The organism is Nocardia sp. NPDC019219, from assembly GCF_040632645.1.
Lineage (GTDB): Bacteria > Actinomycetota > Actinomycetes > Mycobacteriales > Mycobacteriaceae > Nocardia > Nocardia sputorum.
The window spans coordinates 88,586-106,521 of sequence record NZ_JBEYCG010000016.1 but is presented as its reverse complement, the minus strand read 5'-3'; the positions used below and the strand labels follow the sequence as shown (position 1 = coordinate 106,521).

The 17,936-nt window shown below is 65.4% G+C and carries 25 protein-coding genes; 9 read left to right on the top strand and 16 right to left on the bottom strand.

Going from position 1 to position 17,936, the window contains the following annotated elements; all coding sequences use genetic code 11:
- Positions 1 to 31 precede the first annotated feature (31 nt).
- The 3 genes from ABZ552_RS26285 to dtd all read right to left on the bottom strand — a co-directional run bounded on the left by ABZ552_RS26285 (position 32) and on the right by dtd (position 1,505).
- On the bottom strand, positions 32 to 532 hold the full coding sequence (locus tag ABZ552_RS26285) for a YbaB/EbfC family nucleoid-associated protein (protein ID WP_281875546.1): 501 nt from the start codon (positions 530 to 532) through the stop codon (positions 32 to 34).
- An 18-nt stretch (positions 533 to 550) separates the two neighbouring features.
- Positions 551 to 874, bottom strand: a complete 324-nt coding sequence (locus tag ABZ552_RS26280) for a hypothetical protein (protein WP_281875547.1) — start codon at positions 872 to 874, stop codon at positions 551 to 553.
- A gap of 187 nt (positions 875 to 1,061) precedes the next feature.
- On the bottom strand, positions 1,062 to 1,505 hold the full coding sequence (gene dtd / locus ABZ552_RS26275) for a D-aminoacyl-tRNA deacylase (RefSeq protein ID WP_281875548.1): 444 nt from the start codon (positions 1,503 to 1,505) through the stop codon (positions 1,062 to 1,064).
- Positions 1,506 to 1,673: 168 nt separating this feature from the next.
- Between dtd and ABZ552_RS26270 the strand changes: the two genes are divergently transcribed.
- The 4 genes from ABZ552_RS26270 (at position 1,674) to ABZ552_RS26255 (ending at position 5,266) form a co-directional block, all read left to right on the top strand.
- Positions 1,674 to 3,197 (top strand): hypothetical protein, encoded by a 1,524-nt coding sequence (locus ABZ552_RS26270; RefSeq protein ID WP_281875549.1) that lies wholly within the window; start codon positions 1,674 to 1,676, stop codon positions 3,195 to 3,197.
- Between the two features lie 348 nt (positions 3,198 to 3,545).
- Entirely contained in the window at positions 3,546 to 4,004 is a 459-nt protein-coding gene (locus tag ABZ552_RS26265) for a DNA-directed RNA polymerase subunit beta (RefSeq protein ID WP_281875550.1), read from the top strand.
- Positions 4,001 to 4,429, top strand: a complete 429-nt coding sequence (locus ABZ552_RS26260) for a DUF4254 domain-containing protein (protein WP_281875552.1) — start codon at positions 4,001 to 4,003, stop codon at positions 4,427 to 4,429. The genes ABZ552_RS26265 and ABZ552_RS26260 overlap by 4 nt, the downstream gene beginning before the upstream one ends.
- Before the next feature lie 36 nt (positions 4,430 to 4,465).
- The gene (locus ABZ552_RS26255) at positions 4,466 to 5,266 is read left to right on the top strand and encodes a class I SAM-dependent methyltransferase (protein ID WP_281916624.1); all 801 of its coding nucleotides are present in this window, start codon (positions 4,466 to 4,468) and stop codon (positions 5,264 to 5,266) included.
- 426 nt (positions 5,267 to 5,692) lie between these two features.
- On the opposite strand, the gene map is transcribed toward ABZ552_RS26255, so the two are convergent.
- From map to rpsH, 9 genes are all read right to left on the bottom strand, one after another.
- Positions 5,693 to 6,490: a type I methionyl aminopeptidase gene (gene map, locus ABZ552_RS26250; protein WP_357440393.1), complete on the bottom strand. Its 798-nt coding sequence runs from the start codon at positions 6,488 to 6,490 to the stop codon at positions 5,693 to 5,695.
- 30 nt (positions 6,491 to 6,520) lie between these two features.
- Positions 6,521 to 7,066: an adenylate kinase gene (locus ABZ552_RS26245; RefSeq protein ID WP_043687391.1), complete on the bottom strand. Its 546-nt coding sequence runs from the start codon at positions 7,064 to 7,066 to the stop codon at positions 6,521 to 6,523.
- Positions 7,063 to 8,385 carry a preprotein translocase subunit SecY gene (secY, locus tag ABZ552_RS26240; protein ID WP_357440390.1) on the bottom strand — a complete coding sequence of 441 codons (1,323 nt, stop codon included), beginning with the start codon at positions 8,383 to 8,385 and terminating at the stop codon, positions 7,063 to 7,065. The genes ABZ552_RS26245 and secY overlap by 4 nt, the downstream gene beginning before the upstream one ends.
- A gap of 172 nt (positions 8,386 to 8,557) precedes the next feature.
- The gene (gene rplO / locus ABZ552_RS26235) at positions 8,558 to 9,001 is read right to left on the bottom strand and encodes a 50S ribosomal protein L15 (RefSeq protein WP_281875560.1); all 444 of its coding nucleotides are present in this window, start codon (positions 8,999 to 9,001) and stop codon (positions 8,558 to 8,560) included.
- A 1-nt stretch (position 9,002) separates the two neighbouring features.
- A complete protein-coding gene (gene rpmD / locus ABZ552_RS26230; protein ID WP_039795559.1) occupies positions 9,003 to 9,182 on the bottom strand; it encodes a 50S ribosomal protein L30 in 180 nt (59 codons plus the stop codon).
- The gene (rpsE, locus tag ABZ552_RS26225) at positions 9,182 to 9,841 is read right to left on the bottom strand and encodes a 30S ribosomal protein S5 (protein ID WP_063021309.1); all 660 of its coding nucleotides are present in this window, start codon (positions 9,839 to 9,841) and stop codon (positions 9,182 to 9,184) included. Before rpsE ends, rpmD begins: the two co-directional genes overlap by 1 nt.
- Before the next feature lie 31 nt (positions 9,842 to 9,872).
- Positions 9,873 to 10,280 (bottom strand): 50S ribosomal protein L18, encoded by a 408-nt coding sequence (gene rplR, locus ABZ552_RS26220; RefSeq protein WP_281875564.1) that lies wholly within the window; start codon positions 10,278 to 10,280, stop codon positions 9,873 to 9,875.
- Between the two features lie 2 nt (positions 10,281 to 10,282).
- The gene (gene rplF / locus ABZ552_RS26215) at positions 10,283 to 10,822 is read right to left on the bottom strand and encodes a 50S ribosomal protein L6 (protein ID WP_063021307.1); all 540 of its coding nucleotides are present in this window, start codon (positions 10,820 to 10,822) and stop codon (positions 10,283 to 10,285) included.
- Positions 10,823 to 10,835: 13 nt separating this feature from the next.
- A complete protein-coding gene (gene rpsH / locus ABZ552_RS26210) occupies positions 10,836 to 11,234 on the bottom strand; it encodes a 30S ribosomal protein S8 (RefSeq protein ID WP_039795549.1) in 399 nt (132 codons plus the stop codon).
- Between the two features lie 325 nt (positions 11,235 to 11,559).
- Between rpsH and ABZ552_RS26205 the strand changes: the two genes are divergently transcribed.
- The 3 genes from ABZ552_RS26205 (at position 11,560) to ABZ552_RS26195 (ending at position 12,970) form a co-directional block, all read left to right on the top strand.
- Positions 11,560 to 12,171, top strand: coding sequence for a Uma2 family endonuclease (locus ABZ552_RS26205; protein WP_357440385.1), 612 nt, complete (start codon positions 11,560 to 11,562; stop codon positions 12,169 to 12,171).
- A gap of 95 nt (positions 12,172 to 12,266) precedes the next feature.
- The gene (locus tag ABZ552_RS26200) at positions 12,267 to 12,644 is read left to right on the top strand and encodes a type II toxin-antitoxin system RelE/ParE family toxin (RefSeq protein ID WP_281875567.1); all 378 of its coding nucleotides are present in this window, start codon (positions 12,267 to 12,269) and stop codon (positions 12,642 to 12,644) included.
- On the top strand, positions 12,644 to 12,970 hold the full coding sequence (locus ABZ552_RS26195) for a helix-turn-helix domain-containing protein (RefSeq protein ID WP_067807919.1): 327 nt from the start codon (positions 12,644 to 12,646) through the stop codon (positions 12,968 to 12,970). The genes ABZ552_RS26200 and ABZ552_RS26195 overlap by 1 nt, the downstream gene beginning before the upstream one ends.
- A 356-nt stretch (positions 12,971 to 13,326) precedes the next feature.
- On the opposite strand, the gene ABZ552_RS26190 is transcribed toward ABZ552_RS26195, so the two are convergent.
- On the bottom strand, positions 13,327 to 13,869 hold the full coding sequence (locus ABZ552_RS26190) for a hypothetical protein (RefSeq protein ID WP_357440381.1): 543 nt from the start codon (positions 13,867 to 13,869) through the stop codon (positions 13,327 to 13,329).
- A 754-nt stretch (positions 13,870 to 14,623) separates the two neighbouring features.
- Between ABZ552_RS26190 and ABZ552_RS26185 the strand changes: the two genes are divergently transcribed.
- Entirely contained in the window at positions 14,624 to 15,523 is a 900-nt protein-coding gene (locus ABZ552_RS26185) for a helix-turn-helix transcriptional regulator (RefSeq protein ID WP_281875570.1), read from the top strand.
- Positions 15,513 to 15,719 (top strand): DUF397 domain-containing protein, encoded by a 207-nt coding sequence (locus ABZ552_RS26180; RefSeq protein WP_281875571.1) that lies wholly within the window; start codon positions 15,513 to 15,515, stop codon positions 15,717 to 15,719. The genes ABZ552_RS26185 and ABZ552_RS26180 overlap by 11 nt, the downstream gene beginning before the upstream one ends.
- 227 nt (positions 15,720 to 15,946) lie before the next feature.
- Here ABZ552_RS26180 and ABZ552_RS26175 read toward each other — a convergent pair whose 3' ends face one another.
- Genes ABZ552_RS26175 through ABZ552_RS26165 form a run of 3 tightly spaced genes read right to left on the bottom strand, consistent with a single transcriptional unit; the run spans position 15,947 to position 17,928 of the window.
- A complete protein-coding gene (locus tag ABZ552_RS26175) occupies positions 15,947 to 16,291 on the bottom strand; it encodes a hypothetical protein (RefSeq protein ID WP_281875572.1) in 345 nt (114 codons plus the stop codon).
- Positions 16,292 to 17,632, bottom strand: coding sequence for a hypothetical protein (locus ABZ552_RS26170; RefSeq protein WP_357440377.1), 1,341 nt, complete (start codon positions 17,630 to 17,632; stop codon positions 16,292 to 16,294).
- The gene (locus tag ABZ552_RS26165; RefSeq protein WP_281875574.1) at positions 17,629 to 17,928 is read right to left on the bottom strand and encodes a WXG100 family type VII secretion target; all 300 of its coding nucleotides are present in this window, start codon (positions 17,926 to 17,928) and stop codon (positions 17,629 to 17,631) included. The genes ABZ552_RS26170 and ABZ552_RS26165 overlap by 4 nt, the downstream gene beginning before the upstream one ends.
- Between the last annotated feature and the right edge of the window lie 8 nt (positions 17,929 to 17,936).

Below are 17,936 nucleotides of genomic sequence, written 5' to 3'. Positions count from 1 at the left end.
CTACCTCGATCGCCCGGTGCGGCTACCGAGTTCACCAGCTGGAATCGGTGACCGATCCACCACGATCGCGTTCTACGGTCTCGGTATCGGTGAAGCGCATGCCGCTGCCGTCCGAGAACTCCCTGCGCTCCTTCGCGTTCGGCGGCGCCGTCGGGGCCGGGACGGGTTCCGGTGCGCGCAGGTCGGGCATGCCCTCGACCAGGTCGGACAGCTTCGGCATCCGTGCCCGATGGGTGTCCAAAGGCGCCATCAGGTCTCGCGTCTTGCGGGCCACCTCGGCGCTGGCCTGCTGCGCGGCGTCGGTGATCGCCTTGGCGATCTCGGCATAGCTGAGGTCATCGATGTTCGGCCCGAACTGGGTATCGATGACCGTGTTGTCGGCATTGACGACCACCGTGACCCGCTTGCCGCGCACCGTCGCGCGGCCGGTGAGTTCGGCGCGTTCCTGTTGCAGCCGTGCGATGATCCGCATCTGCTCCTGGACGCCGTCGAGGATGTCGGCCAAGTCCGCCTTGGCTTGCTCGTTCGTCATGGGTCGGTGAACCTCGCGTCAGCGGATGCCGTCGCGGTTGCCGTGCTCCATGTCGCGCAGGAGATCGGCGGTCTCGGTCTGTCCCTCGCTGAAGTTCTCGAAGGTCCCCGCCACGTTGCGCGCGCCTTTGATCAGGTTGTCCCTGGTCGTCGTGTAACCGCCCGAACCATCGGGGCCGTTGGCGAAGTTCCGGCCGATGGTGTCGTTGCCCCAGCAGTTTCCCCGCGCGGCGATCGACGTGCTCAATCTGTCGATGATGCCGGTGATCCGGTCCTGGACATGCCCCGTCTTCTGGGCCGCCTTGCGGAACAGATGCTCATCGAATTCGACATTGTCCGCCATCGCGTCCGCTCCTCCACCCGCTAGTCCTTCCCAGCCACGGTAACACCGGATGACTAATCACCAGTGACGCCAATGTGAACGGGAACTTCCTCGGTGTTTGCGGGCGTATTCCGTGCCCAGGTCGAGCAAAGTGCCGGATCGGTGGAGGCCGTCGCCGCCCCCCAATTTTCGGGGCAGGACAACGACTTCACAGTTCCAGCAACACGGTGACCGGGCCGTCGTTCACCAAGTCGATGTGCATGTGCGCACCGAACCGCCCCGTCGCGACAGTTGCGCCGAGTTCGCGCAACGCCTGCGCGAAGACGTCGACCAGAGGTTCGGCGATCGCGCCGGGAGCCGCCGCCGACCAGGACGGACGCCTGCCTTTCCGGGTATCCGCGTACAGGGTGAACTGACTCACCACCAGGATCGGCGCGTGCAGGTCCGCGGCCGAGCGCTCCCCGTCGAGGATGCGCAGCCGCCACACTTTGTCGGCCAGTGCCTTCGCGGTCGCCTCGGTGTCGGAGTGCGTCACGCCGACCAGCGCGACCAGGCCGTGCGGGACACCGTGGGCGGCCGGGTCGATCCGGCCCACGACCTGGTCGTCGACGGTGACCTGCGCGGAACTCACGCGCTGTAGGAGGGCTCGCACAACCCTCGATCATGCCTTCCGCTACGGCGGCGACCGCCGCACGGGTCCCCGGCCGTCGGACAACCCGGTCTGCCTGGCCGGATACAGGTGCGCGCGGACGGCAAGCGTGACAAACTCGGTGCGCAGAGAGTTGCGTTGCGCGGGTTTGCCGCGCGTTGGCGGAGGATCATGCTGGAAACAAGGAGCGCGATGGATCTGGACGCGATGGAGCGTCAGATCGCCGCGGATCGGTATGCGGCGCTCGACCGTACGGTCGAATCCGAATTGCGCTTGGCCACCTCCCTCGGCGAACTCGCCAAGGGTCTGATCGCCACCAAGACCAACGGCTCGACGCGCGACCGCACGCGGGAGGCGCTGGCGCCGGCCGAGGAGGCGGTGGCGATCCGCCTGCGCCTGCTGTCCAGGGGCCAAGTGCTCACCGCCCGTCTCGCCGGCGAGTTGAACGATGCGCTGCGCTCGTTCGAGCAGGCGGCACGGCACAGCGGCCGCAGGGAGCTGGCCACCACGACGATCCGTCGCGCCTGTGAGGTCTACCGCCAAGTGGCGCGGGAGCACCCGGAGGTCGCGGGCCCGTGCGCCGACGGTCTGTCCAAGTGCGGTGTCTGGCTGGGCAGGCTGGACCAGGACGCCGCCGTTGCCGCGACCGAGGAGGCCGCCCGCATCCGCGCCGCACTGGCCGCGGCGAACCCGGAGCTGTCCGGCAAGTACCTGGCCAGCCTGAGCACGCTGCTGCGCACGCTCATGGTCGGACGGTCGCGCAAGCAGGCCATCGCCATGTACCGGGAGCGGTACGCCGCGTTCACCTCGACCACGATGTCGATCCGGCTGCGCGCGTGCGGCATCCAGGACCTGGACCTGACCCCGAAGTCGCACCGGGCGCTGGTCGAACTGGGCTGCCGCACACTGGAGCAGGCGGGGCGGCTCACCCAGCAGCAGATCATGTTCAAATCCTCCGGCGACCTGTCGACCGTCGAGGAGATCAACTGGAAGCTGGCCCTGGTCGGCCTGCGGCCGCTCGCGCCGGGCGCCGAGCAGGATCAGCCCGCGACGCCTGTGCAGATCGGCTCCACCTTCGGCGCGCTGAGCGTGTACTTGCCGGAACGGGACGCCATCGCCCAGGTGCGCGCCGCGATCATCGCGGCCTACGCCGTCGACGACGCCTACCCGCTCGACCGGGAGAGCTACCTCGGTACACATGGGTCGAAGTGGCAGACCCGCGAGCCGAAGCTGAACACCTCCGCCACCCTCGGCGACGACATCGTGCTGATCGACCAGCCCTACGGCGGCTGGGTGACGGTGCTGAGCCTGAACTGGGAACTCACCCCGGTGGCGAAACACCCGCTGGCGCTGCGCCTGTCCCAGGACTGGCCCGTCGCGGCGATCACGGTGACGGAGAACGTGGCCTACGAATTGTGCTGGTACGAGCGCGGTGCGGCCACCCAGTACGCCGCGCTCGGCCGTCCGGCGGGGCAGGCTCCCCTCGACAAGCCGCTCGCGCCACTGGACTTCGAAACGCTGGCCTTGTACAACCCCGACCGGGCAACCGAGAGCAAACTGCGCGCGGCCTTCGGCAACACGAAGGTGTTCGCCAACCTCACCTATCTGCCGGACTGCGGCCTGCGCCAGCTCAGCGTCAACACGCCGTTGTCCGAGCACGGCGACCGCGTGCTGTTCTTTCGCACCACGCCCTGAGACCGGAGCGGGATGACGCTGCGGCGGGATCGATTTGCGGCAAAGTAGCACCGACGGTGAACAAAATGCCGGAGGTTCCCGCCCCCGCATCTCCACAGGTCATTTGACCAGCAGATACGTACGCCGAAGTGAACGCCGGGCTATGCCGCGAAGCCTGCCGGTCACCGCACCCGCCGGTAACCGGCAGGCAAACGAATTTCTCGCGAACTAATTGAACGGAATGTTTGATCCGCTCCATGGAGTGCTCTACTGAGACAACGCTCGCACGGTGTACCGGATCACAGCACGGATGCCGCAGCGCCGTCCGGGCGGCTTGGAAAAAATCACACGAAGCTACCCGAGGGCTCTATGGACCAACTGGCGTTGGCGGACACCCCGACCGCCCGATGCGCCTACTATCGACACACTTGCGACCTGCCCGCCGGAGTTCATCCGGAGATCGGCCGAATCGTCCTGCGCGCCGGATTCGTCGGCGCGATCACGATGCCGGCCGCGCTGGGACAAAAGGTTCGCGACGATCTCACCCGGCGCCGCAGCGAGCTGGGTCCGATCATCTCGCACGTCCGGTCCAAACGCTGGACCTTCTTGACCCGCCCCGATTTACCGGACGACGTCCGGTTGTTCGCCGAGCTCTTCCGCCTGAACGTCTCGATCGTGCCCAGCGGCGGTGAGATCGCCTTGCCTTCGCCTGCCGCCGCCGACGCCGACTATCGGCACTGGATCGTGGCTCCGGAGAACAACTTCCGACCCTCCGGCGCGTCCATCGTCGACATCGTCCGGTCCTGCACGAGAACGGCCAGGCGATGACAACCGGGGCCCTGCCCGCGAAACACCAAGTGCTGCAAGCCTGCCGAGGTGAACTACACGAAAGCAACCCGCTGCTGCGCTGTGCACACGAGCTCACCACGTTGCACGAACGCAGGCTCAGCGCGGGATCCGACTCGCTCGACGAGATCGATGCGTTGCGGGCCGGCCTGATCCGGGACATCGACCGCTGGATCACGGTGCAGCTGCCACCCGCGCACGGCGCGGCGCACGTGCACACCGAGACCGTCGGCGCCGTGATCGATCGGCTGGCCCAGTTCACGGCGAACGCCTATGCGGCGCTGGCCAGTGCGTCGGAATGGGACCTGTGGGACGCCTGGCAGCGCTTGGCCGAGCTGGCCGTCGGTTACGACGACCTGGCGGCCGAGGTCTGCGCGGGCGTGCGCAGACTTCCTGGCGCATCGTAGGTTCGGCCGCGGCTCCCCATCCGTATGGTGGTATGGATGGGGAGCCCGGACGACCGCGCCGACGACAAGCTCGCTCTGCACGTCAGAAGGGCGGGTTCGTTCGGGTCACACGCTGCCGCGTATGCCGAGCACCGTCCCGACTATCCCGCCGCCGCCATCCGCTGGGCGCTGGCCGCCGTCGCGCATCGGCGACCGCTCACCGTCCTCGACCTCGGTGCCGGAACCGGCAAGCTGACACTCGGCCTGCTCGAAGCCGGTGCGACGGTGATCGCCGTGGAACCGGACGAGCACATGCGCGCCGAACTGACCCGCCGGCTCCCGGCCGTCACCGCGCACGCCGGGACGGCCGAAGCCCTTCCGATCCCGGATGATTCGGTGGACGCGATCGTCGCCGGGCAGGCATTCCACTGGTTCGACCTGGACCGCGCTTATCCGGAGTTCCTCCGGGTGCTGCGACCCGGCGGCGTTCTCGCAGCGCTGTGGAACACCGATGACAGCACCGTGGACTGGGTCGCCGGGCTGAAGCGAATCGCCGGATCCAGCGCGTCCACGGCTCTGCCGTTGCTCGGGCAGCTCGAGGTACCCGACCACGCGCTGTTCCGCGAGCACGAGTTCGAACACAAATCTTTCCCGCATCGGCATCGGCGCACGGTCGAGTCCCTGACGGCGACCATCGGCACGCATTCGCACACGCTGGTGATCTCCCCACAAGAGCGGGCCGAGGTGCTCGCTCGTATCACGGCCTATCTGCGCGAGCGGCCGGAGACGGCCGAGGGCGAATTCGATCTGCCCATCGTGACTTCGGTGCTGCGATCGACACTTCGCCCCGTGGACTGAACGGCTACTTACGCACACGAAATACCCTGGCCACAGCGTTCCACGCGCCATCACGGAGTCGGTGGGCAGGCCCGGATGACGGCGAACTGCGGCGTGGGGCAAGCGAATTCGAGTAGCGGTCTACTCACGTCACCGCCACCTGCCCGGCCATACGCTGACGGCATCGTTCAGCACAGTATCGAACCAAGGAGAAGTAAACGTTCCGCCCACACGGGCACTCCCCGGACCCACGCTTCGGCTCGACGCGCAGGACGCGGGTGCAAGGAACGACGTCACCGATCCAGCGGAAGCTGGGTATCGCCCGGTGCCGGCGCATGGCGTCGGCACGCGAAAAACGGCGAGATCGACCAGGACCCCTGGCGTCGGTGCGGCTCGTTTCCTCGCCGCGCAGTGTTACCCGAACGCCGACCGTCCGGCGGTCGCCCGCTACTCCGGACGCAGCGTCAGGATCCGGGGTCCGTCCTCGGTGACGGCGACCGTGTGCTCCCAATGTGCCGCACGACTGCCGTCCACGGTGACCACGGTCCAGTCGTCGTCGAGCACCTTCGTCTGGGTGGTGCCGAGCGTGAGCATCGGCTCGATCGCGAGCACGGAGCCGACCACGAGCTTGGGGCCCTTACCCGGTTCGCCTTCGTTGGCGAGGAACGGATCGAGGTGCATCTCCCGCCCGATGGCGTGCCCACCGTAGCCGTCGACGATGCCGTACGCGCGCCCGTGCTCCTTCTCGGCCGCCCGGGTGCCCTGCTCGATGGCGTGCGAGACGTCGGTCAGCCGGTTGCCGGGCAGCATCGCCGCGATACCGGCCTCCATCGACGCCTTGGTCGCCTCGCTGAGCAGCCGATCGGCCTCGATGATCGTGCCGACGCCGAAGGTCCAGGCCGAATCGCCGTGCCACCCGTCGAGAATCGCCCCGCAGTCGATGGAGACCAGGTCGCCCTCGGCGAGAATCTCCTCCGCGGTCGGAATCCCGTGCACCACACGGTCGTTCACCGAGGCGCAGATGGACGCGGGGAAGCCGTGGTAGCCCTTGAACGACGGAACCGCGCCCGCCTCACGGATCACCTGTTCGGCGACCTCGTCCAGTTCCAAGGTGGACACCCCGGGCTTGGCTGCCGCGCGCACGGCCACCAAGGCGTGGCCGACGATCGCGCCGGCCGCCGCCATGGCATCCAGTTCACCTGCCGTCCGGAACGGCACGACCTTCTTCTTGCGGTGGAAGACCATCCGGGCCTCAGCGCTCCATCGCGAGCTGACTCAGTGGCCCAGCGCGCGCAGCGCCCGCGCGTTGACGTCATCGACCTCGCCGACGCCGTCCACCGAGACGACCAGGCCGTCGTAGTGGTCCAGCAGCGGTTCGGTCTCTTCGCGGTACACCCGCAGGCGGTTACGGATCACGCCCTCGTTGTCGTCGGTGCGACCACGGGCGAGCATCCGCTCGACCACGGTGTCCTCCGGCACCACGAAGCGCAGCACCGCGTCGAGCTTGGTGTTCATGTCCTTGAGGATCTTCTCCAGCGCGTCGGCCTGGTCCACCGTGCGCGGGTATCCGTCGAGCACGAACCCGTTGGCGGCGTCGGGCTCGTTGACCCGCGCCTCCACCATGCGGTTGGTCACGTCGCTGGGCACCAGGTCGCCCGCGTCCATGTACTTCTGCGCCTCGCGGCCCAGCGGAGTCTGCTGGCTGATATTCGCGCGGAACAGGTCCCCGGTGGAGATGTGCGGAACGCCCAGCTTCTCCGACAGCAGGACGGCCTGGGTGCCTTTACCGGCGCCCGGCGGACCGAGCAGTACAACTCTCACTTGAGGAACCCTTCGTAATTTCGATTCATCAGCTGGCTCTCGATCTGCTTCACGGTGTCCAAACCGACGCTCACCATGATCAGCACCGCGGTACCGCCGAACGGAAGGTTCTGCGTACCGCCGGAGGCGCCGATGTCGAGGAACAGGTTCGGCAGCACCGCCACCAGACCGAGATAGATCGAGCCGGGGAGGGTGATACGGCTCAGGACGAAGTTGAGGTAATCGGCGGTCGGCTTGCCGGGCCGGTAGCCCGGGATGAAGCCGCCGAACTTCTTCATCTCGTCGGCGCGCTCCTCCGGGTTGAAGGTGATCGCGACGTAGAAGTAGGTGAAGAACACGATCAAACTGAAGTAGATCGCGATGTACACCGGGTTGCCGGGATTCACCAGGTATTTCTGGATGATCTCCTGCCACCAGCTCGGATTCTGGTTGTTCTGCGCCCCGGTCAGCTGTGCGATCAGGTTCGGCAGATATAGCAGCGACGAGGCGAAGATGACCGGGATGACACCCGCCTGGTTCACCTTCAGCGGCAGGTAGGTCGAGGAGCCGCCGTACATCTTCCGGCCCACCACGCGCTTGGCGTACTGCACCGGGATCCGGCGCTGGCCCTGCTCGACGAAGATCACGGCGGTGACGATCGCCAGCGCGGCGACGCACACCAGACCGAACACCAGGCCGCCGCGGCTGTCCAGAATGGCCTTGCCCTCGCTCGGGATGCGAGCGGCGATACCGGCGAAGATCAGCAGCGACATGCCGTTGCCGATGCCGCGCTCGGTGATCTGCTCGCCGAACCACATCACCAGCGCCGCGCCCGCGGTCATCACGAGCACGATGATGATCATGCCGAAGATGCTGGTGTCGGCCAGGATTTTTTCCTGGCAGCCCACCAACAGCTGATCACGGGCAGCCAGCGCGACCAGACCGGTGGCCTGCAGGATCGCCAGGGCGATCGAGAGGTATCTGGTGTACTGCGTCATCTTCGTCTGGCCGGCTTGGCCTTCCTTGCGCAGTTCCTCGAACCGCGGGATGACGACGGTGAGCAGCTGGATGATGATGCTCGCGGTGATGTAGGGCATGATGCCGATCGCGAAGACCGACAGCTGCAGCAGCGCACCACCGGAGAACAGGTTGATCAGCTGGTAGATGCCGCCGGAGTCACCGCCCGAGACCAGGTCGATGCACTCCTGGACCGCCTGGTAGTCGACGCCGGGGGACGGCAGCGAGGCACCCAGCCGGTACAACGCGATCAACCCCAGCGTGAAGAGAATCTTCCGCCGTAAGTCCGGAGTCCGGAAGGCCGATACGAAGGCGGAAAGCACTGATCCTCCTGGCGAACGACATGGTCATGACATGGATATTCAGCGATGGTCCCTGCTCGACACAGAAGGGACGCCGAAAACCACGGCGAGGCTGGCAGACAACAATTGAACTCTAACAGTGGCACCGGACGAGCTCGTCACTCGTCCGGTGCCACTGTCATGCAGAGTACCGTCAGCCCAGCTCGGTGACGGTGCCACCGGCGGCGGTGATCTTCTCCTTCGCCGCACCGGTGACCTTGTCGGCGGTCACCTGGACCGCGACGCCGATCTCGCCGTCGCCGAGGACCTTGACCAGCTGGTTCTTGCGAACCGCGCCGGCCGCCACGAGCTCGGCCTTGCCGACCTCGCCGCCCTCGGGGAACAGCTTCGCGATCTTGCCGACGTTCACGACCTGGTATTCCGTGCGGAACGGGTTCGTGAAGCCCTTCAGCTTGGGCAGCCGCATGTGGATCGGCATCTGCCCACCCTCGAAGGCGGCAGGCACGTTCTTGCGCGCCTTGGTGCCCTTGGTACCGCGACCCGCGGTCTTGCCCTTGGACGCCTCACCGCGACCCACACGGATCTTCTCGGTCTTGGCGCCGGGAGCCGGACGCAGGTGATGCAACTTGATGGTCATGTCAGACCTCCTCAACGGTCACGAGGTGGCGCACGACGTTGATCAGCCCGCGGTTCTGGGCGTTGTCCTCGCGGACCACGGTCTTGCGGATACCGCGCAGACCGAGGGTCCGAAGGCTGTCCCGCTGATTCTTCTTGGCGCCGATCGAGCTCTTGATCTGGGTCACCTTGAGATCTGCCATTACTTGACACCTCCGGCAGCCTGAGCGCGCGCACGCAGCATGCCGGCAGGGGCGACGTCCTCGAGCGGCAGGCCACGGCGCGCCGCGACCTCTTCCGGACGCTGCAGCTGCTTGAGGGCAGTGACAGTCGCGTGCACGACGTTGATGGCGTTGTCGCTACCGAGCGACTTCGCCAGAATGTCGTGGATACCGGCGCATTCCAGCACGGCACGAGCCGCGCCACCGGCGATCACACCGGTACCCGGCGAGGCCGGGCGCAGCATGACCACACCGGCGGCCGCCTCACCCTGAACCGGGTGCGTGATGGTGGAGCCGATCATCGGGACGCGGAAGAAGTTCTTGCGAGCCTCCTCGACGCCCTTCTGGATGGCCGCGGGAACTTCCTTGGCCTTGCCGTAGCCGACGCCGACCAGGCCGTTGCCGTCACCGACGATCACGAGGGCGGTGAAGCTGAAGCGCCGACCACCCTTCACGACCTTGGAGACGCGGTTGATCGCGACGACCCGCTCGAGCTGGTTCTTCTCGGCGGCGTTGTCGCGACGGTCGCCGCCGCCCCGACGGTCGCCACCACCGCGACGGTCGCCGCGGCCGCCCTCGGGGGCGCTGCCATTCTGTCCGGCGGGTCCGTTTCCGCCGTCACGCCTCTGACGTCCCGGCATCAGACGTTCCTTCCGTTCTTGTTGACGATCATCAGAATTTCAACCCACCTTCGCGAGCGGCATCGGCCAGTGCGGCGATCCGGCCGTGGTAGTCGTGCCCACCACGGTCGAACACGACGGCCTCGACACCGGCGGCCTTGGCGCGCTCGGCCAGCAGCGCGCCGACCTTCTTGCTCTTGGCCGACTTGTCGCCGTCCACCGCGCGCACGTCGGCCTCGATGGTCGACGCGGCGGCGATGGTCTTGCCGACCGAGTCGTCGACCAGCTGCGCGTGCAGGTGCCGCGAGGAGCGGTTGACCACCAGGCGCGGACGCTCGGTGGTGCCTTCCACCTTCTTGCGCAGGCGGAAGTGACGGCGCGTCTTCGACAGACGGCGCTGCGTCGACACGTCCTTGCCCAGGGGGATGCGCTTGGCCTTCTGGTTTTCGGTTTGCGCCATGATCACTTACCCGTCTTTCCGACCTTGCGGCGAACGACCTCGCCGGCGTAGCGGATGCCCTTGCCCTTGTACGGGTCGGGCTTGCGCAGGCCGTGGATGACCGCCGAAATCTGGCCGACCTTCTGCTTGTCGATTCCGGACACGGAGAACTTGGTGGGCGACTCCACCGCGAACGTGATGCCCTCGGGCGCCTCGATCGGCACCGGGTGGCTGTAGCCGAGGGCGAACTCGAGGTTCTGGCCCTTCAGCGCGACGCGGTAACCGACGCCGAAGATTTCCATCTTCTTCTCGTAGCCCTGGGTGACGCCGACGATCATGTTCGACACCAGAGTGCGGGTCAGGCCGTGCAGCGCGCGGCTGCGGCGCTCGTCGTCCGGACGGGCGACCTCGAGCTGGCCGTCCTCGCCCTTGGCGACGGTGATCGGCTCGGCGACGGTGAGCGACAGGGTGCCCTTGGGCCCCTTCACCGAGATGTCCTGGCCGTCGATGGTCACATCCACACCGGCCGGAAGGGCGATGGGCTTCTTACCAATACGCGACATTGTCCCTGCTCCCTTACCAGACGTAAGCGAGGACTTCGCCGCCCACGCCCTGCTTGGCCGCCTGCTTGTCGGTGAGCAGACCGGAGGACGTGGAGATGATCGCCACGCCGAGGCCGCCGAGCACCTTGGGCAGGTTGGTGGATTTCGCGTACACGCGCAGACCGGGCTTGGAGACACGGCGCACGCCGGCGAGGCTGCGCTCACGGCTCGGGCCGTACTTGAGGTCGACGATGAGCGTCTTGCCCACCTGTGCGTCCTCGGTCCGGTAGTCGGCGATGTAGCCCTCGCGCTTGAGGATCTCGGCGATGTTCGCCTTGAGCTTCGAGTGCGGAGCCTTCACCTGATCGTGGTACGCCGAGTTGGCGTTGCGCAGACGTGTCAGGAAGTCTGCGATCGGATCAGTCATGGTCATGGTTCGACCTAGACACCTTTCTCGCCGCGGTTCCCATACAGCGCTGACATGCACATCGGCATGCCCAGCGGTGGGCCTACGACAATTCGGATGGTCCGGCCGACACTTGCCGACCGGAGGAGGTTCGATCACCCGGGCGCACGCATGCGGGCATGGAGGTGCCCAGGCAACCGCCCTAGTGTAGGCAAGGGGTTCACCGGGGCAAAATCGGGGTCTGTCCGGAGCCCGCTCCACTGGACCCATGACCAGCGAAAACAGCCCTTAGCCGGGCTAACATGGGCCTATGTCGAGCCCAGGCGTCGAACGACCCGACCTTCCGGAGTCCATGACCTGGGAGGAGCTAGAGCAGCTACCCGAGGAGATCGCCGGACAGATCGAACTGCGCAACGGGCGCGTCGTCTGGCGACAGCGGGGACCTGCCGAACATCAAGCGTTCACATTCGCTCTGACCAGCGCACTCAAGCGCTGCGCACGCGATGGCATGGCCGAGCAGCCGCAAAGCTGGTGGCGCGTCGACTTCGAAACCAACGTCTTCTTCGGCAAAACCGGCAAGTCGGACTTCGCCACCCCCGACGTGCTCGTCTACCGCCGCCTCGATACCCCCTACCAGGACATCCGCGCCGATGACGTGCTGCTTGTCGGCCACATCAGTTCTCCGGCGAACATCGAAATCGATCCGCACGAGGAGCAGCGACGCTACGCCGATGGGGGCATCCCCTGGTATTGGCAGGTGACGCTCGCGCGCAAGAAGAGTGCCATCGCGACGGTCCGCGCGTACGCCCTGGAAACCGTCCCCGGCGAACTCCCACCCGGCGTACGCCCGCTCTATCCGACGAACTATCTCCTGATCGGCAAATGGTCACCGAACGATTCCGACGCCATCACCATCGACTTCCCGTTCCCCATCCACATCCCCTGGTCCGAGTTGAAACTCTGACGCGCAGGTCGGTCGGTCTCTCACACTGGTCGAATGGGCACTCCCGGCCCAGCACGCACCGCAGACATGTCGTCAACGACATATAGACTGATGACGTGGAGTCGCTCTACTCGATTGAGATCGAGCCCGAAGTACGGGCTTGGCTGGAGTCGCTTCCGGCTAAGCATTTCCTCAAAGTCGAAGCGTATGTGGCCCTACTCGCCGAACGCGCGACCACACTCGGTGAACCCTTCTCCCGCTATCTGGGCGAGGGGGTGCGTGAACTTCGCCCGACGCTGGATGGAGCCGCCACGCGGATCACCTATTGGTTCCGATCCGACCGCACGATCGTCTTGCTGACAACATTCCGTAAAACCAAGGACCGCGAGGACGCCGAGGTCAAACGCGCTATCGAGATGCGAAGAATATGCGAGGACGAACACGGCCCCGCTCACGAGGAGTTCCTCCGCACTATCGAGAAAGGAGAGCTGTGATGCCCCATAGTCGATGGAAGACGGGTAGAGACCAGGGACTGACCGAGCCCGAGGCCGTCAGCGAAGTGCGTCATGAAATCCGACTGGCCATGGAGCTCGCCGCCGCCGTGTACAACCGTCGCACGGAGCTCGGCCTCACCCAAGCCGAACTCGCCGACCGGGCGGGACTGACGCAGGCGAAGATCTCCCGGATCGAGGGATCCGACGCCGTCCCCACCCTTCCGCTACTGACAAAGCTGGCACGAGCCCTGGACGCATCCCTGAACATCGCCATCGATGCCGACGACGCACGCGTCAGCTTCACACCGCACACCAGCGCGGCGTAGCGCTCGCTGCGGCTTCGCTCGCCCGCGAGTGGCACACCACTGCGCCATCGGCCGAGTAAGCCTCTCGATGGTGCCACTCGGGGTCCCCCTCGCACGAGGGTGGTTGTGCCCGAGTCGAGGATTGGTCCGCAGCTTGGGATGCGCGCGTCTTCACGGTGGTAAGTAGAGGCGCTCGCACGGCAAACGCGGCAGCCCGGCGGCATCGCCGGGAACAACGACGAGGTCGGCAGCGGCGCGTACGGCGCACCACTCTCGGATGAATCGCATGGCTGCGGTGTGGCAAGCGGCGAAGTCCAGACTCAGACCGCAGAGCAGGACGCGCAGGTGGACATCGGGCTCCTCTGGACGCGGAGTGGTCACGTTGCCGGGTCATACGGTTCGGCGGCCGCAGCCCCAGGCTGCTGGGTGCGCGGAATCCGCAATCGCACCTGCCCGGCGGCCACGGCTTCGACCATGGCGTTGAACCCCTCCCAGTGCCGCACATGGTGGAGCACCTGGTCCTCGGTTATTCCGCCGGGTTGGCGCTCCTCTCGGCGGCAGCGCACGAAATCGGCGGTGAGCAGGCTGACCAACTCGCCGTAGGAGTAATGCATCTCCTGGGCGTCCGCGGTAGGCCGGTAGCCCTCTCGGCGCGCCGATTCGAGTATGTCTTCCACATATCGGTCGATGGCCCAGATATGCAGATCCATCAAATAGGCCAAACGCTGGCTCATCGGATGGCCGGGCTTGCGGGTCTCGTAATGCCGGACCCACACGCCGAGCAGCCCCACGGCCGACACCATCAGCGCGTCCGCCGGCTCGACGCGGGCGTTGAAGATGTCGAAGAAGGCGCGGGTGCCCGGCAGGCGCGGCGCGCGAACCTGGTTGCCGCTCAGCGGACTTCGGGAATCTGTTGTCACCGAACTTCCCTGGCCCGGGTGGAAACTCCGGAGATGCCGAGCGCGGACAGGTTGATCGCTCGCGGCGGAAGGCATCGGCTGATCGCCGCGACCACCACCATCCCCGAGGGCCGGAAACCGTCCCGAGGCGGCTCGACCCAATGCCGCACCGCAGGAGGCCGGTCAGTTGGCGACGGCAACGCGATTACCCGCCCGTGGGCGTAAACCGTGACACCAGCCCGATACAACTGGGCGAACGCGGCGGTCGAGTCCGGAAGATCGGGACGCACGAGAAAGACCCAGCAGCCCGACCTCGGGTACGACACGATCGGTCCGGTAGCGCTTCCCCGCCGCCGCAGTTCCTCGCGGACCTCGTGGCCGAGATACGCCGCAATCCCCAATCCCCATACGCTGCCAGCCGGGACCGTGATGCGTCCGGTGTGCGGGTCCACGCCTGCGGCGAGTCCGCCGATACGGCGATAGAACGCGCACCTGGTGGTTGGAGTGTCTCGAAAGGAGCCTTCCTGCATGGTGTTCCCCTGCCGTCGAATGAGTCCGAAGTGCGCCTATCGCGGATCGCTCGCCGCTTCCGAACCGACAAAGCCCTGTTCAGCGGCCCGGCGCAGGCACAGCACACCAGCCGGGCACGGCCCACTTCGACCTGATTCGCGTATTCCCGACAACTTCGCCGAAAGCCCTGGACGGCATCGAACTTCGGTGTATCAATGGATGCAGTTCAGACCGTGTGCTGGATTCATTCACCTGGGGAAAGCCGATGACCGAAGTCGAGTCGCCGACGCTGCTGCGCCGCCAGCTCGGCAGATTCCTGCGCGAGGCGCGTGAAGGCTGCGGCCTGACGATCGCCATCGCCGCGAAGGAAGTTCAACTCAGCTTCAACGGATTACAACGCCTGGAAACCGGACGAGCGGTCAAACCACGCCGCCAGGACGTGCGCGAACTGTGCATGCTCTACGAGGTGACCGCCGAGCAGACCGAACAGGCGGTGGGACTGGCGTCGCGCGCGGCGACGGCGCGAGACGAGGACGGCATCACGCCGCTCGGCGGACTGTTCTCGGATGCTTTCAACATGTACGTCGGGATGGAGCGGTCGGCCCAGCGGCTTACGTCCTACGAAGTTCAGGTACCTGGACTGCTGCAAACCGCTGACTACGCCCGTGCCTTGATCGGCGCGTTTCTGCACGATGGATCGGCCGAGGAAATCGAACAACGCGTGCGGGTTCGCCTCAACAGGCAGGTGGCTGTGACCCGGAAGACCTGCCCCGTGGACCTTCACGTGCTGCTGGATGAAGCAGCGCTGTACCGGATGGTCGGCGGGCCGAAAGTGATGGCCGCTCAACATCGCTACCTCGCTGATGTCAGCACTCGGCCGAACGTCACACTGCGCATCCACCCGTACTCGGCCGGATACACGGGTGGCATCTTGCACGGTTCGTTCGTTCTCTTGGACTTCGGCACCAACAGCAAGGGATTGCCCATCGAACCGCCAGTCGTCTACCTCGACGGCGGGATGAGCAGCGATCTCTATCTCGAAAGGCCCGAAATAGTGCGGCGTTACACTGAGATGGCCGAAGCCATCCGCCAGACGGCGTTGGACGAGAAGACCTCGCGAGACCTGCTCCGCCGGGTAGCAAGGAGTTTTGACGGTGACCGCTGACCTATCTGGAGCCCGCTGGTTCAAGAGCAGCTACAGCGCCTCCAACGGCCAATGCGTAGAGATCGCCCACCTGACCAACGGCACAGTCGGAATGCGCGACTCCAAAAATCCGACCGGCCCCACCCTGACCTTCACCCCCACCGCCTGGGACACCTTCCTGTCCGCAACCAAAAGCGGCCATTTCCCCAACAGCTGACCCCTCCGAGCCCACCCGCGCCCCGCCGGGCTCGACACTTCCCCGCCTAGCCAACTCCCCCGGCCGACGCCCGCGAGTGGCACACGGCTGCGGCAAAGCGCGAGTAGACCTCTCCGCTGGTGTGCCACTCGCGGGCAACCCACGTGACTGCGCATCACGGCTTCCCGAGAATTCTGGGGTGCGATACACCGAGCGTATCCCATTCAACTTTCGAACGACCGACAGAATCATCGGGCCAACGACACATCTTTGATCCGGACAGGGTACACCTCTACGGTTAATTCACCCGACAAATCTACTCCACTGGTCGATATCTTTATTGTGCCGCCACCTCCGACCGCAATGCGGTTCACCTGTTCCCGAAAAATATCCACCAGCACAGTCGAGTCCTGGTACCACCGCACCCGCGCGGATCGCGCTATTACATCGTACGATAGTTCCAGTTTGTTCCGGTCGTCGGAATCGATACTCACCACAAAGGAAGCAGTAGCCCCGGGGATGGCCACACGTTCGGCCCCGAACGCCTCCAAGAACTCCGACTCTTCCGGCTCTATGAACTCATAGTCGGCCATCTACGCTCCTCCACCCTTCGGAATCACAGTGGTCAAGCGTAGACCTTCCGGCGTCACCTGCCACGTTGTTTCAAACTTCAGAATACCGTTCGGACCGACGAACAGCGACTCTCGCACTTGAAAGTCCCCATAGTCATTCGAAAAGGTTCGGGCGATATTACTGTCAGTACGGACCACCTCGTCGAAATGACTGTTGAGCAAATCTCTCCCAACCTGGTTGTCGAAAACGCCGACACGGTTCAGTTGCGAGAGATTCTGCATCGATCTAGGCGAGTTGTGCGCATCTTCTGCCGCCCTACCAAAGAGATACTCGTACTTCTTCTCGTCTACAATCGCCTTCGACGGTGGTCGTGGGCCGCTTGCTACGTCACCAGCGTGCTTCCCGCGCAGTCGAGCACGTAGATCGGTAACGACTTTTCTGGCCTTGACAGCGGCGTCCTTGGCCTCCTGCCTGACTCCCGCGATCTCGAGCGCCTTTCGGGCTCGCCAGGCGACGATGCCGTCTTTGATCTTTCCGGCCCACTTCTGTACCGTGAGCAGCGCCTTTCCTGCGGTGACCGCTCCCGCTCCGAAGCTGATCAGCGACAGGCCCACGGTGATCGCGGCGTCGATGGCGAGTTCTTGGACGAGAGAATCCAAGAAGCCCTTGATCTCGTTGCGCAGTTCCGTCAGCGCGTCCTTGTATGCGAGGCAGGACTGGCTGATCTGCGTGCAGGCGGTCAGCAGTTGATCGATCGAGTTCGCAAGAGATTTGAGGTCGTCTCGGATGTGGCCCGCGTCGTCGGCGGTGACGCTGTCGAACAGGCTCGCCGCGATCGTGATCTTGTCTCGGGCGTTCGTGTTCTGGTAGATCGTGCCGAGGCGGTCCCAGGCATCGGCAGCCTTCGCGAGTTTTCCGGTGTCGCCGTCGGGAACCGGTATGCCGATGTGGCTGATGATATTGATGCCCTTGTCGATGATCCCTTGACCAGGGCCACCAGCCGAAGCCGGGACCGAGAACGGGCCGAACACAGGCATTCCCGGGTCCGTGGGCCGGTCCGGCTGCGGTGCGCCCTTCATGGTGGCGTTTGCTTGCGCGTGCGTGAAGCCGATGTCGTTGAGGGCGCTGCCGTACGCGTACAGCGTGGAGTGGACGTCCTGAAAGAATCCCACCGCCTCGTATGCGGAGGTGTTATACGAGCGCGCCCATTCCTGGCCGTTCTCGTCCACGCCCGCCATCGATCCACATTCGGACAGCTCCGCGAAGATATACAGAAAGCTGTCCCGTAACGCGGATGCGGCGTCGAAGCAGTTGGTGGCCGCTTGGTAGTAAGCCTTCGGATCGACAGCCAGAGCCGTCATACCCCGAGGATCCTCAAGCCCTCGGCAACAGCGCCGGTATAGCCATCGTGGGCGAGCTTCACGGCCTCTTCCAAAGCAGTGAGCCCTTCTCGGATATCTGTAGCGCCCCTGAGCCATTCGCCGTGCGCCTCACGGTAGGCCACCATTGCCGCACCGGCCGACGCGGCATCGACCTCCTTGACCTTCTGGTCGATCGCCGCAAGCTGATCGGAAAGCAATCCCGCGAAGCCTCGAATTCGGGCGGCCAAGTTTTCGAGCTTGTCGAGATCGACCGAAAACGCCTGTTCATCGGACATACGGTCCC

What these genes read in the sequence shown, in the direction of transcription:
- ABZ552_RS26195 (WP_067807919.1), top strand. Translation starts at nt 12,644, where the DNA reads ATGCCCCATAGTCGATGGAAGACGGGTAGAGACCAGGGACTGACCGAG.
- ABZ552_RS26265 (WP_281875550.1), top strand. Translation starts at nt 3,546, where the DNA reads ATGGACCAACTGGCGTTGGCGGACACCCCGACCGCCCGATGCGCCTAC.
- ABZ552_RS26270 (WP_281875549.1), top strand. Translation starts at nt 1,674, where the DNA reads ATGCTGGAAACAAGGAGCGCGATGGATCTGGACGCGATGGAGCGTCAG.
- ABZ552_RS26165 (WP_281875574.1), bottom strand. Translation starts at nt 17,928, where the DNA reads ATGTCCGATGAACAGGCGTTTTCGGTCGATCTCGACAAGCTCGAAAAC.
- rplR (WP_281875564.1), bottom strand. Translation starts at nt 10,280, where the DNA reads ATGGCGCAAACCGAAAACCAGAAGGCCAAGCGCATCCCCCTGGGCAAG.
- ABZ552_RS26260 (WP_281875552.1), top strand. Translation starts at nt 4,001, where the DNA reads ATGACAACCGGGGCCCTGCCCGCGAAACACCAAGTGCTGCAAGCCTGC.
- ABZ552_RS26255 (WP_281916624.1), top strand. Translation starts at nt 4,466, where the DNA reads ATGGGGAGCCCGGACGACCGCGCCGACGACAAGCTCGCTCTGCACGTC.
- ABZ552_RS26280 (WP_281875547.1), bottom strand. Translation starts at nt 874, where the DNA reads ATGGCGGACAATGTCGAATTCGATGAGCATCTGTTCCGCAAGGCGGCC.
- ABZ552_RS26185 (WP_281875570.1), top strand. Translation starts at nt 14,624, where the DNA reads ATGACCGAAGTCGAGTCGCCGACGCTGCTGCGCCGCCAGCTCGGCAGA.
- map (WP_357440393.1), bottom strand. Translation starts at nt 6,490, where the DNA reads ATGGTCTTCCACCGCAAGAAGAAGGTCGTGCCGTTCCGGACGGCAGGT.
- ABZ552_RS26175 (WP_281875572.1), bottom strand. Translation starts at nt 16,291, where the DNA reads ATGGCCGACTATGAGTTCATAGAGCCGGAAGAGTCGGAGTTCTTGGAG.
- ABZ552_RS26285 (WP_281875546.1), bottom strand. Translation starts at nt 532, where the DNA reads ATGACGAACGAGCAAGCCAAGGCGGACTTGGCCGACATCCTCGACGGC.
- rpsH (WP_039795549.1), bottom strand. Translation starts at nt 11,234, where the DNA reads ATGACCATGACTGATCCGATCGCAGACTTCCTGACACGTCTGCGCAAC.
- ABZ552_RS26170 (WP_357440377.1), bottom strand. Translation starts at nt 17,632, where the DNA reads ATGACGGCTCTGGCTGTCGATCCGAAGGCTTACTACCAAGCGGCCACC.
- rpmD (WP_039795559.1), bottom strand. Translation starts at nt 9,182, where the DNA reads ATGGCAGATCTCAAGGTGACCCAGATCAAGAGCTCGATCGGCGCCAAG.
- rplF (WP_063021307.1), bottom strand. Translation starts at nt 10,822, where the DNA reads ATGTCGCGTATTGGTAAGAAGCCCATCGCCCTTCCGGCCGGTGTGGAT.
- ABZ552_RS26205 (WP_357440385.1), top strand. Translation starts at nt 11,560, where the DNA reads ATGACCTGGGAGGAGCTAGAGCAGCTACCCGAGGAGATCGCCGGACAG.
- rplO (WP_281875560.1), bottom strand. Translation starts at nt 9,001, where the DNA reads ATGACCATCAAGTTGCATCACCTGCGTCCGGCTCCCGGCGCCAAGACC.
- rpsE (WP_063021309.1), bottom strand. Translation starts at nt 9,841, where the DNA reads ATGCCGGGACGTCAGAGGCGTGACGGCGGAAACGGACCCGCCGGACAG.